The organism is Alcaligenes parafaecalis, assembly GCF_026344135.1.
GTDB classification, from domain to species: Bacteria; Pseudomonadota; Gammaproteobacteria; order Burkholderiales; family Burkholderiaceae_B; genus Alcaligenes; species Alcaligenes parafaecalis.
In genome coordinates, this window is sequence record NZ_JAPKNA010000001.1 from 114660 (window position 1) to 130177 (window position 15518).

11 protein-coding genes are annotated in these 15518 nt (G+C 57.5%); 10 read left to right on the forward strand and 1 reads right to left on the reverse strand.

What is annotated here, in order from left to right; genetic code table 11:
- Positions 1 to 3 precede the first annotated feature (3 nt).
- The 10 genes from OSH09_RS00520 (at position 4) to OSH09_RS00565 (ending at position 13495) form a co-directional block, all read left to right on the forward strand.
- Positions 4 to 2574, forward strand: coding sequence for a virulence factor SrfC family protein (locus tag OSH09_RS00520; RefSeq protein WP_266119787.1), 2571 nt, complete (start codon positions 4 to 6; stop codon positions 2572 to 2574).
- Entirely contained in the window at positions 2571 to 3623 is a 1053-nt protein-coding gene (locus OSH09_RS00525) for a hypothetical protein (RefSeq protein WP_266119788.1), read from the forward strand. The genes OSH09_RS00520 and OSH09_RS00525 overlap by 4 nt, the downstream gene beginning before the upstream one ends.
- Positions 3620 to 5614 (forward strand): vWA domain-containing protein, encoded by a 1995-nt coding sequence (locus tag OSH09_RS00530; protein WP_266119789.1) that lies wholly within the window; start codon positions 3620 to 3622, stop codon positions 5612 to 5614. The genes OSH09_RS00525 and OSH09_RS00530 overlap by 4 nt, the downstream gene beginning before the upstream one ends.
- 1 nt (position 5615) lies before the next feature.
- A complete protein-coding gene (locus tag OSH09_RS00535; protein WP_207873805.1) occupies positions 5616 to 6329 on the forward strand; it encodes an ABC transporter ATP-binding protein in 714 nt (237 codons plus the stop codon).
- Positions 6320 to 7528 carry an ABC transporter permease gene (locus OSH09_RS00540; RefSeq protein ID WP_266119790.1) on the forward strand — a complete coding sequence of 403 codons (1209 nt, stop codon included), beginning with the start codon at positions 6320 to 6322 and terminating at the stop codon, positions 7526 to 7528. The genes OSH09_RS00535 and OSH09_RS00540 overlap by 10 nt, the downstream gene beginning before the upstream one ends.
- Positions 7518 to 9074 carry a formylglycine-generating enzyme family protein gene (locus OSH09_RS00545; RefSeq protein WP_266119791.1) on the forward strand — a complete coding sequence of 519 codons (1557 nt, stop codon included), beginning with the start codon at positions 7518 to 7520 and terminating at the stop codon, positions 9072 to 9074. The genes OSH09_RS00540 and OSH09_RS00545 overlap by 11 nt, the downstream gene beginning before the upstream one ends.
- Before the next feature lie 47 nt (positions 9075 to 9121).
- On the forward strand, positions 9122 to 9853 hold the full coding sequence (locus OSH09_RS00550; RefSeq protein ID WP_207873808.1) for a hypothetical protein: 732 nt from the start codon (positions 9122 to 9124) through the stop codon (positions 9851 to 9853).
- Between the two features lie 10 nt (positions 9854 to 9863).
- Positions 9864 to 10370 carry a hypothetical protein gene (locus tag OSH09_RS00555; protein ID WP_222668555.1) on the forward strand — a complete coding sequence of 169 codons (507 nt, stop codon included), beginning with the start codon at positions 9864 to 9866 and terminating at the stop codon, positions 10368 to 10370.
- Positions 10371 to 10374: 4 nt separating this feature from the next.
- A complete protein-coding gene (locus OSH09_RS00560; protein WP_266119792.1) occupies positions 10375 to 11970 on the forward strand; it encodes a vWA domain-containing protein in 1596 nt (531 codons plus the stop codon).
- A 208-nt stretch (positions 11971 to 12178) separates the two neighbouring features.
- Positions 12179 to 13495: a DUF445 domain-containing protein gene (locus OSH09_RS00565; RefSeq protein ID WP_266119793.1), complete on the forward strand. Its 1317-nt coding sequence runs from the start codon at positions 12179 to 12181 to the stop codon at positions 13493 to 13495.
- 162 nt (positions 13496 to 13657) lie between these two features.
- Here OSH09_RS00565 and OSH09_RS00570 read toward each other — a convergent pair whose 3' ends face one another.
- Entirely contained in the window at positions 13658 to 15313 is a 1656-nt protein-coding gene (locus OSH09_RS00570; protein WP_207873812.1) for a methyl-accepting chemotaxis protein, read from the reverse strand.
- Between the last annotated feature and the right edge of the window lie 205 nt (positions 15314 to 15518).

Genomic DNA, 15518 nt, shown 5'->3' on the forward strand with positions numbered 1-15518 from the left:
GACATGACGACCTTACAGCAGGACCTGTGCCAGGACTGGCAGAACGCATATCAGAGCGCCGGGCAGGCTATTGACTGGGTGACGCAGGCTCGCGGCTCCTCGCAGCGCCTGAACGCACAGGCCGATAGCCTGGTGCTGGAACTGCGCCGCGCCCGCAATACCGCCCGCAGTCTGGGCGTGGTGTCGGGCCGCCCCATGACAATTGGTTTTTTCGGCCTGTCGCAGGCAGGCAAGTCTTACCTGATTTCCAGCCTTGCCGCAGGTGGCAACGGCCGTCTGGAAACCAATTACGGTGGTGAAACCATCGACTTCTTGCGTCACGTGAACCCACCAGGGGGCGGTAAAGAAGCCACGGGTCTGGTGACGCGTTTCAGCCGCAATGCCACCGCGGGCCCCGATGCGTTTCCTGTCGAACTGCAGATTTTCTCTGAAGTCGATATGGTCAAGATTCTGGTCAACAGTTATTTCAATGACTTTGACAAAGAGCAGATCGGCTACACCTTTGCCGCTGACCGTATCAAGGCGCTGATTGACTCGCTGAAAAGCCGGGCCGGTGCGAACGATGCAGGCTTAAGCGCTGACGACGCGGTCTCTCTGTGGGATTACGTGCGCAGCAGCTTTGGCAATACCACCCGTTTGCTGGATAGCACCTACTGGCCGGAGGTCATCAATCTGGCCCCCGCCTTGCGTCTGGAAGATCGGGCACAGTTGTTCTCGATTCTGTGGGGCGAGCAAGCCGAGCTAAGCGAGCTGTACATAGGCCTGGCTAAAGTGCTGCAAGCGCTGGGCCATCCCAGCAAGGTCTATGCACCGCTGACCGCCTTGATCCGTCGCGAAGGCGATGGTTTTGTGCAGCAAGACAGCATCATGAACGTGGATGTGCTCGAATCGCTGGGCAGCCCCACCGAGAAAAGCCTGAGCGTCTTGCCGGTGCGTGAGCAGGACGGCCAGCCAGTGATTGCCTCCCAGGCGGTGGAAGTGCCTTTGGCCCACCTGGCAGCGCTAACCGTTGAGCTGACCTTCCCCCTGATTGGCGAAACCCAAGCCGGTGGCGTAGACAAGGTGGATCTGCTGGACTTCCCCGGTTACCGCGGTCGTCTGAATATCCGTTCCGTGCAGGATGCCGGTGCGGCGTCGGAAAGCAGTGGTGGCAACCCCGCCTCGCAACTGATTCTGCGCGGCAAGGTGGCCTATCTGTTCGAGCGCTATACCGACCAGCAGGAAATGAATGGCCTGGTCATGTGTACCGCTTCGGACAAGCAAAGCGATGTGAAGGATGTTGAACCCGTGCTGACGCGCTGGGTCCATCGCACCCAAGGGGCCACGCCGCAGGAACGTCAGAGCCGTAAAGTGGGCCTGATGTGGGCCATCACCATGTTCGACAAGCGTATTGGTGCTTCCCTGATTCAGGATGATGCCCAGGTGCGCGATAGCTGGGACGGCTTGATGAAGATGAGCTTCAAAGAGCGTTTCGGCCATTGTGAATGGCTGCAGCAATGGCGTCCTGACGAGCCATTCTCCAACACCTTCCTGGTGCGCAAGCCGGGCATGCCTACCCCCTTTATCGATCTGGACACAGAAAGTCGGGAGCTGTCGATTACCGCATCCGTGGCCGAGAAAATGGGTCGCATGCGCGGCAGCTTTATTGAAAACCCCTCGCTGGCACAGCAATTGAGCGATCCGGCTCAAGCCTGGGATGCCATGCTGGCCCTGAATGACGGTGGCATGCAGCGCTTGCGCGCGTATGTGGCCCAGATCGGTGGCCTGGATTTCAAGCTGATGCGTCTGCAAGAGCAGTTCCGCAGCCTGCACGACACCTTGGTCAAGAAGTCCCTGCATTCCTGGTACAGCCAGGATGGCGATCAACAGTCTGTGGTCAAGGAAGCGCTGGCTAAACAGTTCCGTCAGGAATTGCCTGCTTACCGTGCCATTGTGGGCGAACTGCTGGCTGCCTTGCACATCCCGCAAGACACCTTGCGTGACTTGTTCCTGAGTCTGGGTTCCAGTAAGTCCGAGCCGGATGAGCCGGGCGTCTTGACCCAGGAGCAGCCATTCGAGCAGCAGTATGCCGATCTGGTCTACCGCAGTTGGGTCAGCCAGTTGCGCGAATTACCCGCCAGCCGTACCAACCAGAACGTATTGCGCATGCCGGTGGATCTGCTCTCCAGCCTGGTCGAGGAGCTGATTGTGGCGTCGGACCGCTGGGCCTTGCAGGACAAGTTGCTGGCCGTGCTGACCAAGCGCCGTCAAAGCGGCGTGCGCCGCGAGCGACTGGCTGACCGTCAGGTTTGCAATGTGGCCATGACGATCAGCGAGTTCGTGACCTGGTTCTACCTGAAAGGCGGCAGCGAGGATGTCTTCAAGAATCCTAAAGCCTTTGGGGCGGATGGCATGCCTGCTTTGCCTGCTCAGCCGCAAGACCACGGTTTGATCTTTTTTGAACAATGGCTGGCCGCTTTGGCCCATACCACCTTGAATAACGCTGGTTATGAAGGTGGCCGTGAACTGAGCCTGGAACAGAATCAGGCTTTGGGACGCATTTTGGAATGTTTTACCGATAAGAGCGTGGCATGAAATTAAGATTTAGTTTGCAGGCTTTGGAGCCCGCCGTTCCTGGCCGTGCTCGTCTGTATGTGCGTGATCTGGATGATGAACTGGACCTGGGCGAATACGCTATTGCCATTCAGCGCAGCCAGAACAGCTATTACCTGCACTCGGCTCAAAGCTGGGATGCGTCTTTGCGCTGGTTGCCGCAACAAGGCTGGACCGAGCACGAAGAGGGCATCGCCGTTCTGTTGAACGCGGATATTGTGGATTCGCTGCTGGCCAATGCCAGCGATGCGTATCAAATTACCTTGGCCGAGGCGAGCGGTGAAGAACTGGGCAGAAGCCCATTGAAGCTGGACAAGGCCATTCTGCCCTCCACGGCAGGGGGGAATGCCCAGGCCATGGAATTGACCATGCCTGTGGCTGCGGTTCCTGAACCGCCTGCTCCCGAGCCCGTTCCTGAAACGCCACCCGTGGTTGAAGTAGCAGAACCTGTGCCTGAGCCCGAACCCGTCAAGGTAGAAGCACCCGCCCCCAAAGTAGAGGCAATTGCTCCTGCCCCCGTGGCTCCTCCGGCCAAAAAGGGCGGCATGGGTAAATGGATTGTCTTGATCGTCCTCTTGCTGATTCTGGCCGGTGCCGCAGGCTATTGGTTCTACAGCCAATCCGCCAAGGACGATAGCCCGGCCGTGCCGGAGGCACCGGAGGTCAAGCCTGCTGTCGTGGAGACGGACAACTGCACGAGGGATAAGCTGGCAGACCGTCCCGGCCTGCAATTCGTGCAAGAGTGCGTCAAGGAAACCAAGACGTCCGAGCAATGGCTGGCCGTGATTGAAGAAGCCAAAAAGGCCGAGCAATGTGATGTGGCCCAGCGCTTGTACGTGAACAAGGCACAGTCCGGTGATGTGAAAATTGCCATGGCCTACGCCCGTGAATACGACCCTAAAGATCACCAGGCACAGGCTTGCTTTAGCAAACCTAACCCCGCGACAGCCGCGTACTGGTACGAAACGGTCTTGCTGTCTGAGCCAGACAATGCGCAAGCCAAGGCCCGCTTCCAGGAGTTGAGTCAATGATGATGCGTCCACTTGTTCGATTGAGTTTGCTGAGCGCGCTCCTTTTGGGCGCAAGTCAGGCCCAGGCGGCCGCTCCCTTGCTGCAAGAGGGCAAGAAGACGCTGTATCAGCGCGTGTTGACCACACCGTCCTGCCGTCTGTTTTCCTCGGAAACGGATCAGCAGGGCAAACCGGTTCCGGCCTTTAGCCGCTTTTATATTTATCAGCGTAATGGGCAGGGCGGGGCAGAGCGTGTGCAGGTAGGCCCGGATAGTCAGGGCAAGACTGTAGGCTGGCTGGACAAGGCCTGCACGGTGGACTGGAAAATGCAGTTGACCCTGGCCTTTACCAACCCGGCCAACCGTGACCGCATGCTGTTTTTCCAGGAACGCAGCTTGCTGGAAAAAGTGCTGGATACACCCGACCCCGCAACCCTGGTTGCTCCTATTCGCCAGTCCCTGCGTAAAGATTCGCAGGCAGAAGGCGTGCTGGCGCAAGAGCCGGAGTACTTTGTGGATGTGCAGGAGCAGTTTTACCTTTTGCCCGTCTTGAGCGGCGAAGAGGTCATGACTGAAAACGGCTTCCGTACCCGTTTGCTGAATGTGGCTTCGGTCACCAAACACACGGCGGACCAGAAAGAGCCAGAAGCCGCCAAAAAAGAAGCGGAACCCGCCCAGGATCAGGATGCCGCCCAACGCACATCCCAGATCAAAGGCTTTAGTGCGGCGGTCGTCTTTGTGATCGACTCCACCATTTCCATGGACCCGTATATCGACCGCACCCGCGAGGCTGTGCGCAAGGTCTATACCAAGGTGGAAGAGCAAGGCCTGTCCGATCAGGTCAAGTTTGGCTTGATCGCGTTCCGCTCCAATATGGAAGCTGCCCCCGGTATTGAGTACTTGACCCATGTGTATGCGGACCCCAACTCCGTGACCAGCAGCAAGGACTTTCTGGACAAAGTTGCTGACCTGAAACAGGCCAAAGTCTCGACCGTGGCGTATGACGAAGATGCTTACGCCGGTGTGCTGGAAGCGCTGGACAAGGTGAACTGGAATAATTTTGGTGCACGCTATGTCGTCCTGATCACCGATGCCGGTGCGCTGGAAGGCAGCAACAAGTATTCCTCCACCGGTCTGGACGCCCCGCAACTGCGTATCGAAGCGGCCAAGCCCGGTGTCGCTATCTACACACTGCATCTGAAAACCCCTTCGGGCAAAAACAACCACGCCAAGGCGGAAGATCAGTACCGCGAGCTGTCCACATACAGCGGCACGCAGACGTCCTTGTACTACCCCGTCAATGCGGGCGATGTGAATCAGTTTGGCAAGATGGTCGATAGCCTGGCGACCGCCATTACAGAGCAGGTCAAAGTCGCGTATCAAGGCGGTGATGCCATTGGCAGCGCCGCGCGTGCTACAGAAACGGGCGACACCACCACTGATCAGATGATGTCCGATGCCGAGTTGATCGGCCACGCCATGCGTCTGGCCTATCTGGGCAAAACCTCCGGCACCACTGCGCCTGAGGTGTTCCATGCCTGGATCAGCGACCGCGATCTGGTACGCCAGAACATCCCCACCACGGATGTACGTGTCTTGCTGACCAAAGCGCAACTGAGCGATTTGAGTGATGTGGTCAAACAGATTCTGGATGCTGCCAACGAAGGCATGATCTCGCCCACCGATATGTTCAACCGCTTGCGTTCCGTAGCGGCTGCGATGGGGGCGGACCCCAGCACCCTGAAGCAAGAAAAGGGCACCAAGCTGGCCGAACTGGGCTTGATGAGTGAGTACCTGGAAGACCTGCCTTACCAAAGCGCCGTGTTGACTCTGGACGAAGATACCTGGGCCAGTTGGGATGCCTTGAGCCAGGAAAAATTCATTCGAGACCTGAGCACCAAGCTGCGTCATTACGAGCGCTATAACGCCGACGCGGATCGTTGGGTGTCCCTGGCTGAAGGCGCGGATGCGCGTGATGACGTCTATCCCGTGCCTTTGGAGATGATGCCCTGACATGCTCCGCATCAAGCAGCTAGAGGTATCCCGGGGGCAAGGCCCCCACGCTTTTCGCGTGCAACTGCCCGAGCTTGCTCTGGATGCAGGCCAGATTGTGGCCGTCACGGGCGTCAGTGGCTGCGGCAAAAGCACGTTGCTGGAAACCTTGGGGCTGCTGCTGCGCCCTAGTCAGGCACAGGTTTTTAGCTTGGGTAAAGAGGCTCAGGATATCAATGCCTTGTACGCCAGCGGGCGCGAGTCCGAACTCGCACGCTGGCGGGCCAGAAACCTGGGCTTTGTGCTGCAAAATGGCGGCTTGCTGCCGTATTTGTCGGTATGGGAAAACATGGTTTTACCCCGCCGACTACTGGGCTTGCCTGTCAAGGCCGATCATCTGGATGCAGCTATTGCTAGCTTGAAGCTGGAGCGCTTGCTGAACCTGTATCCTGCCGCCTTATCCATTGGCGAGCGCCAGCGCGTGGCCTTTTCACGTGCCATTGCCCATGCTCCCGGTTTGGTGTTGGCAGATGAACCCACCGCCGCCCTGGACCCTGAAACCGCCCATAAGGTATTCCAGTTGTTTTTCAGTTTGGCCAAAGAATTGAATTTGGCGGTTTTGCTGGTCTCGCATGATTGGGACAGTTTGGGCGAATTTGCCATTCCCCGCCTGCAAGCCAAGTTGTCGCCGGGCTTGAGTATCTTTGTCCCCGAGGCCACGGCACCATGCTTGTAAACGTCTTTCGCCTGGCCTGGGCCGACCTGCGCTTTGACTGGCGTATTTCCTTTTGCATGGTCGCGGCCATGGTGGCGGTGGTCGCTCCCTTGCTGCTGCTGTTTGGCCTGAAGCACGGTGTGGTCACCCAGTTGCAGCAAGAACTGCTGCAGGACCCCCGTAATCTGGAAGTGAAGATGTTGAGTAGCGGCAGCTTCGACCAGGCTTGGTTGGATACGCTGCGCCAGACTCCTGGTGTGGGCTATGCCATTGGCATGACCCGCTCCCTGAATACCCAGGCGGATCTGCGCCTGGACCGTCGTCGTTTTCTGGAAAACGTAGAAGTGCTGGCCAGCGCACAGGGCGATCCTTTGCTGCAAAACCAGGCTCGCGACTTGGCACTTGACGAAATCATCGTCACCCAGGAAGCGGCCCGCAGGCTCGGCTGGACACTGGGCGAACCGCTGCATTTACGCCTTAGTCGTCGTTTGGATGGGCGGCTGGAGTATGGCGATAAAGCCATGAAGGTGGTCGATGTATTGGCGGAGCATCGCTATTCCCGCCCGGCTGTTTTTGTGGCCCCGGAAACCTTGCTGGCGCTGGAGTACGCGCGTGATGGTTTTCAGATCCCCGATTTCTCCCTGACGACAGGCACTCCGCTGGCGGCCGACATGCCCGTGCTCTACGCCCGCGCCCGTGTCTATGCCAGCTCGATTGAGCAGGTTGGACAAGTGGCCAAAGGGCTGGAGCAACAGAACATTCCTGTTGCCAGCCGCTATGCCGACATTGAAAACGTACGCGCCATTAACCGCGTGCTAAGCCTGATCTTTGGTGTGATCGCTTTGACGGCCATTGTGGGCTGCGCGGCCTCCCTGGGCGGCGCATTTCTGGCGAATGTGGACCGCAAGCGTAAAGATCTGGCCGTCCTTCGCTTGCTGGGTTTTGATGGCAGTGGCGTCGTGCGCTACGTGCTGATTCAGGCCGTCATGCTGAGCCTGATCGCCTACGCCTTGGGATTGGGCCTGTATGGCCTGGGCAGTACCTTATTCAATCAACTACTGGTGGGAGATGGTCTCCAGACTGACTTTGTGTGCCGTATCACCGTGGCCCATGCCTTGTACGCCTTATTGATGGTGGCAGGCCTGGCGTGCGTGGTGGCGGCCATCGGAGCCTGGCGGGCCGTTCGGGTTCAACCTGCGGAGAGTTTGCGTGAAATTTAAACCATTGTTCGGTGCAGCCAGTTTGCTGCTGGGTGTCAGTGCCGTGGCGCAGGCCGCGCCCTGGGACGAGAAGTACTACAACCCCAAGCCTGCCGAGGGCGATGTGGTCCTGCCCATGCCTTGCGAAGGCTCCATGGTGTTTCGTCGTGTGGCAGTGCCGGTAGCCGGCCCCCTGGACGATATGCGTGTGGTGGTTGGTCAGGAAGCGGAAGAATGGGGCTATATCGAACACAAGCGTCCCGAGTTCATCGCAGGCAGCTTTACCGATAGCAAAGCCGGTTCGTCACGCTATTACTTGATGGCCAAGTACGAACTGAACAAATTGCAGTATCAGGCCATGACCGAGGCTACCTGCCCGACGCCTAAAAACACCCTGGTCGTACCGCAAACCGACATCAGTTGGATGGATGCGGTGCATTTCTCTGACCTGTACAACCAATGGCTGCGCGAGAACGCCGCCGACAAGCTGCCCAAAGAAGACGGCTTGGCAGGCTTTGTGCGTTTGCCCACTGAAATTGAATGGGAATACGCGGCGCGTGGCGGCTCGGCCCTGTCCTCGGCGGAGTTCCGTGATGTGCGCTACCCCATGCCTGAAGGCATGAACGAATACGAGTGGTATGCCGGTTCGCAGTCCTCTAACGGGGCTGTGCAGTTGATGGGACGCCTGAAAGCCAACCCGCTGGGCCTGCATGACATGCTGGGCAATGTGGACGAGATCATTCTGGAGTCCTTCCGCCTGAACAAGCTGGATCGCCAACACGGTCAGGCCGGTGGCTTTGTGGTGCGGGGTGGCAACTTCCTGTCCAAGCCCGAAGCGCTGCGTTCCTCGGCTCGCAAGGAACTGCCTTACTACGGTCCCAAAGGCCCAACCCAATCCAAGACCACTGGCATGCGTCTGGCCCTGGTCTCGATTGCCTTGACCTCGCGCGAGCGTGTGCAGGCGATTGAAAAAAGCTGGCAGGCACTGGGGACCGAGCAAGGTGCCGTCAACCCCAATGCACCGACGGAAGAGTCGGCAGTGCAACGCTTGAACTCCTTGGCTAACACCCTGGAGGACGACACCCTGAAAGCTCAGTTGAAGCAATTGGAAGGGGACTTGCGGGCCGCCAATCTGCGTCAGGAAGAAATGCGCGATCAAGCCATTCGCGCCAACCTGGAGTTGGGTTCTTTCCTGTGCACCAAGCTGAAAGACGATGTCTTGTTTGTCGAGCTGCTGCACCGCAATTACGACGCCTTGTGCGAAGCCGGAACGGACGATAAACAGTGTGCCAGCCGCAAGCTGAAACTGGATGAACAAGAAGACCGTGTCACGAAACTGGCGCGCTATTATGCGAGTAATTTAATTGACGCCTCGTCTTTGTACGGGCTGACCTTGCTGGAAAAACAGGTGCCGATAGAGCGCCAGATGATGGAGCAAAACAAGAGCCTGAGCGCCCTGAAACCCTATTTGGAAGTGCATTGGAAAAATCAGAAGGATTATCTGAAAACAGATTCCATTGATATCAATGCCTGGAAAAATAGTTGTAAATCGACCCCCAACTCGTAAAGAGCGAGTCAATAAAAATAGACGTACTTCAAATGGAAGAGGAAGTTATGCAACACGTGCGCCGTTTTACCCCTAGAACTTTGCTGGGCAGCCTGATGCTGGGTGTCGCTTTGCTCTCGGGTTGTGCCAGTACGGGTAGTAGCTTGCTGGGCGGAGCCCAGGCCGATGACCGTCTGACCAGTGGTCAGGATGCGAAATTCTTCAGCCGTTCGGGCTTTCAGGCCTGCGCCGGTGCGGCAGCGGTGGGTGTGCTGGCGTGCATGCTGTCGAACTCCAGTAACAAGGCGGCTTGCGCCATTATTGCGGGTGTGGCTGCTTGCGGTGTGGCTATGGGTACGAACTACTACCTTGACCAGCGCCGTTCGGAATACGCCAACACCACGGATCGTCTGGCGGCCATGAAGGCGGATGTGGAAGCGGATACCGCCAATATCATTGAGCGTACCAATACGGCCCAGCAAGTGATTGCTGACGATAAGCGGCAGATTGCCGATATCGAAAAGCAGATGAAAGACAAGACGATGGAGAAAAAGCAGGCTGAGAAGCAATTGGCCCGTATCGATAAAAATATCGATGTTCTTAATCGTGATCTGAAAAACATGAACGAGAAGGTCGCGCTGTACCGTGACGTGGCTGATGCCGAGCGTAAAGACGGTGGCAAGAAATCCGAAGTCCAGCGCCTGGACCGCCAGATCGACCAGATGAATGTAAAAGTGGCCGTGCTGCAAAAAGAAGTAGACGACCTGTATTCCATGCGTTCCGCCGTAACTTTGGGTTAAAGAGCTTCTTATGCGAGTATTTCTGCGTTGGACCCCCTTGGCCGCCAGCCTCTTGCTGGCCGGTTGTGCCACCACCATGAGCGAGTGCGATCCGTCTGATCGGGACGCCGGTTTCTTCACCAAAATCAGTTGCGACACGTCCGGTGCGTATCGCCAGCATATTGATGCAGGCGAGCAGGGCTTGTTAAGTGCCCAGGAAGCAAATGCGCTGTTTCATCAGGTCTATAAAGATATTCAGACCCAGCAGAGCCTGAGCAAAGCCAGCCTGGCCCAACAGCGTCAGGCCCAGACGGCATTGAATCGCTCCATGGGGCAGTTGGTGCGCAGCTTGCAGGCCAGCAAAGGCAAAGAAGCCGGTTTGCAAAACCAGCTCAAGGACCTGGATAAAGGCCTGAAGGACGTGAACCGCTCCACGGAAGACAATAGCCCGGCTGCCGTCGCCCAGAAGCAGCAGCAATTGCAGAAGCTGCAAAAAGACGTCAGCCGCCTGCAATCCAGTTTGGGTTACGACGAGTAAGCCTATGCAGCGCGTCATTCTTGATTCGGTTGGACCATCCTCTGCCTATCAGCAGCACCAGCATGCGCTGAACCTGCTCAAACGCCAGGATGAACCTTTAACGCATCTGTTTTCCACCTATCAGGCTGATGGTTCGGACACCACAGCCTGGTGGACGGGCATGCAGGGTCAGGCGGTGCCCAAGAGCAGTTTGTCGGCGGCACAGCAACAGGCGCTGGATGCGCGTTACCAGCAATCGCTGGATCGGATCGAGGCCTTGAGCCGTCAGTTGGAGCAGCAGGGGGCGACGCAAGATGCGCAAGCCCTGCAAGCCTTGCTGAAAGACGTCTCGGCTCAAGGTGCTGTTTACAGTGTTAGCGGCAAGCCCTTGCTGGTGATGAGCGAGAATCCGGCTCTATCGCCCGAACCCTTGTTTGCCGCGTATCAGAAACGGGTGGCACCGCCCACCCCACCCCCAGTCGTACCGGCTGCGGCTGCGGTGGGAGCAGGGACTGCGGCGACGACCGTGGCCGCCTCCAAAGGTCGTACGTGGCTATGGTTCTTGTTGGCCGCTTTGCTGGCTTTATTGCTGGCGCTGCTCTTGTCCTGGTGGTTCAAGTGGCCTCCAGGTTGGTGGGACAAGGAGGTGGTGCCGGTAGAGCCGCCCGCCGTGGTCAAGCATGATCCTGTGGTGGAAGAGCCTGTTGTCCCTCCAGCGCCGCCCCCTGAAGAGCCGGTGGTGCCTGTTCCTGAACCGGAACCCGAGCCAGTCAAAGTAGAGCCTGTGCCCGAGCCCGTGGTGGAAGAGCCGCCTGCGCCACCTCCTGCCCCGGAGCCACCGCCCAAGCCCGAGCCACCACCGAAACCTAAACCCGAGCCCAAACCTGAACCCAAACCGGGCCCGAAGGTGTCGTCCGACCCTAACTTTGTGTGCGCTCAGGACGAAAAGGGCGAAGTGCTCAAGCCCGAGGTCTACATCATTTTTGATTCCTCCATGTCCATGTTGCTGAGCGTCAATGCCAAGATCGAGGACGAGGAGTGGTTCTTCAGCCAGGACCTGGACGATATGGGTTCCTGGAGTGATTACGCGACCCAACGTGCTCAAACCCTGTTCCAGGGCACGTCGCGCATCAATGCGGCACGCAGTGCTTTCTCCAGCATGGTCGACAGCTTGCCCTCCGGGCAGGATCTGCACTTGGTAACCTTCGCACAACAGTGTGCCGCGCCTAATTATCAGGGCCGCTTTACGACAGCACAGCGTGGGCGCTTGAAGAGCCTGATTCAGAATATCGAGGCTAAAGACAGTACTAACTTGGTGCAGTCCCTGAATCTGGCCGCTAGCCGGGTGGACGGCGTGAACCGGGATGCCTTGATCGTCTTGTTCGTGGATGGCAATGACGGTTGCGACCAGGATATTTGCGCTGTGTCGCGCAGTATTGCCCGCGCCAAGCCACGTCTGCGTATCAATGTGGTGGATATCACCGGCCAGGGTCTGTCGGCCTGCGCGGCGACGGCAACCGGCGGCGTCACATTGGCTCCGAAGCAGTCTGGTCAGATTGCCAAAGCGCTGCGCGACGCTACAACAGACTTTGTGAAGCGCGCCGAGCAGGCCTGCAAATAAACACTGTTTGATGGTGTGCCGTGATCAGCCTGGGTTCGCCCAGGCTGATTCGTTTCTGGACAGGCAGAAAAAGACAGGGCCACAATAAGGGCCTGGTGACTATGTGTGAACTTGCCAAGAGGGCTGAGGTTTGGAATTGTTTTCCCCGAGACTTGGCTCCGCACTATTCAATACCGCTTTTGCGCTGAACTACGCATAGACTGTGGAAATGTCTACATCATCCTCTCGCCCTGATTCGCCCGAACGCCGTCTGCGTCGCATGAAGCGCAGTGCATTGGCGTTACTGGTGCTGACTATCTGCCTGTTCCTGCTCAGCCACGCCATGATGCGGCAGGGCGAGGCTGCTCCCATCGCTGCATTCTGGCCCTGGCTGCGGGCCTTTAGTGAAGCAGCCACGGTGGGCGCTCTGGCCGACTGGTTTGCCGTGGTCGCCTTGTTCCGTCATCCATTGGGCCTGCCGTTTCCACATACTGCGATTATTCCCAACAAGAAAAACAGCCTGGGTGAAAGCCTGGGTGTCTTTGTGCGTGACCACTTTCTGGATTCGGCCATGTTGCTGGAAAAACTGCGTAGCCTGGACCCGGCGGCGCGCTTGGGGCAATGGTTGTCGAAGCCCGAGCAAAGCGAACGTGTCAGCCGCGCTTTGCAAACCGCCATGGGTGAAGCACTGCGTTTGCTGGACGAACGTAGCGTCAAACAAGCCTTGACGGACGGCGTGCGCGGCTACTTGATGCGGGTGGATATGGCCGGCTCCAGCTCCCAGATTCTGGGGCTGCTGACGCGCAATGCCCGACATCAGCGCCTGCTGGATGAGGTCTTGCAGCAACTGGGGGGCTATCTGTCCAACGAGGCGGTTAAACAGCGTGTGGCTGATGTGCTGGTGCGCTACGCCCAGCGCGAATGGCCCAAGCTTCTGGCCATGGTGGGTGTGGTCACTTCTGTGGATGAATTGTCGGGCAAGATGGCCGACCGTCTGGCACGCGCCTTGGTGGACGAGGTGCAAACCATTTTGAGTGAACCCGAGCACCCCTTGCGCAAGGACTACGAACAGTGGGTGCAAGACTATATACAGCGCCTGGGCCAGGACCCGGATTTGATGGAACAGGTAGAGGCCATCAAGCAGCGCTTCTTGCACCATAAAGATGTGGGCGAATACATAGACGGGATCTGGACGGATGTGATGCGCGTTGTGCGCAGTGATCTGGCCAAAGAGGATTCTTCTGTGGCGGCGCATCTGCGCCAAGTCGCGCAGGATCTGGCTACACGCTTGAATACAGATGCGACGCTGCGTGAAACCTTGAACGAACACATGCTGTCTGCCGCCGCAGGCCTAGCCGAGCAATTGCGCGAAGGGGCCAAGGAGCACATCTCCCGCACTGTACGCCAATGGGACGACAGGCAGTTGGTGCGCGAGCTGGAGTTGAGTGTAGGCACCGATTTGCAGTACATACGCTTTAACGGCACCGTGGTGGGCGGTCTGGTGGGGGTAGGCCTGCACGCCATCGTGTTATCAGGTCTGGTCTGAAAGGATAAGCAGACCGGAGTTTTGTGAGTGCCTTAGCTGTGCTTGGCAAACGTGGCATGGAGTCTCTGATCAGAATTAGCTGAATCCACTGCCTTGCCGAATGAGAAATATGAGAGGGCGGGGCAGCGAGACTTTCAGCTCTCTGCCCCCAATGCTTTTCTATCAGGCAACTTTCAGCAAGGGGACTGGCTCTTGGGTGGCGTTCGGATCAGGTACATAAGTAGAGCGGCCTGTCACCCCCGTATTCAGAAGCTGGATCGATAGTTTCAGCTCTTGGGCCTGACGGCTCAGTTCATGCACTGTCACGCCTAAGTTACGGGCCAGATCAGCATTGTCATTGGTATCGCTGTCCATGGTGGAGACGGCATCGTTGATCTGCGCCAAACCGCTGGCCTGTTCATTGGAGGCTGTGGAGATTTCGCTGATCAGATGTGTTACGTCCGAGACGGATTGCATGATCTCGTCCATGGTGGAACCGGCTCGCTTGGCGTGATGGGCGCCGGTTGCCATGCGTTTGAGGGAATCTTCCACCAGGTTCTTGATTTCCCCGGCGGCCTGCGCACTTTTCTGCGCCAGACTGCGGACTTCACCGGCCACCACCGCAAAACCCTTGCCAGCCTCACCCGCACGGGCTGATTCCACCGCAGCATTCAGCGCCAGAATATTTGTCTGAAAAGCCAGACCCTCAATAATCGACACAATATCGCCAATGCGCTCGGAGCTATTGTGGATGTCCTGCATGGTGCTGACCATGTCCTGCACCACCTCGCCGCCCCGGCGCGCTGTAGACAGGCTTTGGTCGGCCAGTTGATTCGCCAGCCTGGCGTTATCCGCGGTTTGCTGCACATTCATGGTCAATTGCTCCATATTGGCCGCGGTGCGTTGCAAGGAGCCGGACTGGGCGGCCGTGCGGTTGGACAATTGCCGGTTGCCGTCCTCAATCTGGGTGGACACATCCAAGGAGGCCTGAATGCCCTGATGGACGTCGCGGGCCAGGCTAAGCAGGCTCTTGCGCATCATGTCCATGTAGAAATACAGTTGCGCAATTTCCTGGCTGCGGGTGTGTTGCGGGTTCAGATCAATCAAGAGATTGCCAGTCGCAATTTGCTGGGCGATATGGGTGGCGCTGTGCAGCGGCTGCATCATGCGTTGGGTCACAATCCAGCCATAGGCCAAGGTGGCCAGGCTGACCACTCCCAAGGAGGCGAGCCCGGCGATCAGATAGGTGCCGGATGCGCCGCTGCCCAGTAGCAAACCTGCGCTTAAGGCGGCCAAAGAGCCAGTCAGGAAACCAAAGCGCAGCAGGCTGGCACGCAGGCTGCGGTTCAAGGGTTGGAGCAGGGTGCTCAGGGCAGAGCGCCAGCCCCGGGCTTGCAACTGGCCTTCATGCAGACGAAAGCCGCGTAAACCTTGTTGCTGAATGGAGTGGTACAGGTATTCTGCTTCTTTAATTTCTTTGGGCTGAGCGCGGACCCGTACGGAGGCATAGCCATTGACGCGGCCGTTTTCGATCAAGGGAATAACGCGGGCCTTGACCCAGTAAAAGCCGCCGTCTTTGCGGCGGTTCTTGATCAGCCCCGACCAGGATCGTTGTTGCTTGAGGGTCTGCCATAAATCCTGAAAAATGACCGCAGGCATATGGGGATGGCGCACGATATTGTGGGCGGCCCCGATCAGCTCATCATGGCTGTAGCCACTAACCTCGATAAAGACCGGATTGGCATAGATGATGCGTCCCTTCAGGTCTGTTTTGGAGATTAAATAGGTTTTTTCGGGTACCTGTGTTTCATGAGACGTAATGGCTTGATTTTCACGCATGATCTGGCCCTGTTAAAGACGTAGGCGGAAAAGGACAGATCATTATGTTGCATATCGACTCAATTTTGTTACTTAGTATTTGTATTAGAGTCTAAATGTGTCATTGAGATGACAGCCAAAACCTGGGATCTACACGCATGCTTCCTGTGATCTACTGGCTTGATTTTATTATTGATTATTTTTTTCAAGCGTTCCGGGTATCAAG

Excerpts from the sequence above, each read along its gene's own strand:
- OSH09_RS00535 (WP_207873805.1), top strand. The coding sequence starts at position 5,616 with ATGCTCCGCATCAAGCAGCTAGAGGTATCCCGGGGGCAAGGCCCCCAC.
- OSH09_RS00525 (WP_266119788.1), top strand. The coding sequence starts at position 2,571 with ATGAAATTAAGATTTAGTTTGCAGGCTTTGGAGCCCGCCGTTCCTGGC.
- OSH09_RS00565 (WP_266119793.1), top strand. The coding sequence starts at position 12,179 with ATGTCTACATCATCCTCTCGCCCTGATTCGCCCGAACGCCGTCTGCGT.
- OSH09_RS00555 (WP_222668555.1), top strand. The coding sequence starts at position 9,864 with ATGCGAGTATTTCTGCGTTGGACCCCCTTGGCCGCCAGCCTCTTGCTG.
- OSH09_RS00540 (WP_266119790.1), top strand. The coding sequence starts at position 6,320 with ATGCTTGTAAACGTCTTTCGCCTGGCCTGGGCCGACCTGCGCTTTGAC.
- OSH09_RS00530 (WP_266119789.1), top strand. The coding sequence starts at position 3,620 with ATGATGATGCGTCCACTTGTTCGATTGAGTTTGCTGAGCGCGCTCCTT.
- OSH09_RS00560 (WP_266119792.1), top strand. The coding sequence starts at position 10,375 with ATGCAGCGCGTCATTCTTGATTCGGTTGGACCATCCTCTGCCTATCAG.
- OSH09_RS00520 (WP_266119787.1), top strand. The coding sequence starts at position 4 with ATGACGACCTTACAGCAGGACCTGTGCCAGGACTGGCAGAACGCATAT.
- OSH09_RS00550 (WP_207873808.1), top strand. The coding sequence starts at position 9,122 with ATGCAACACGTGCGCCGTTTTACCCCTAGAACTTTGCTGGGCAGCCTG.
- OSH09_RS00570 (WP_207873812.1), bottom strand. The coding sequence starts at position 15,313 with ATGCGTGAAAATCAAGCCATTACGTCTCATGAAACACAGGTACCCGAA.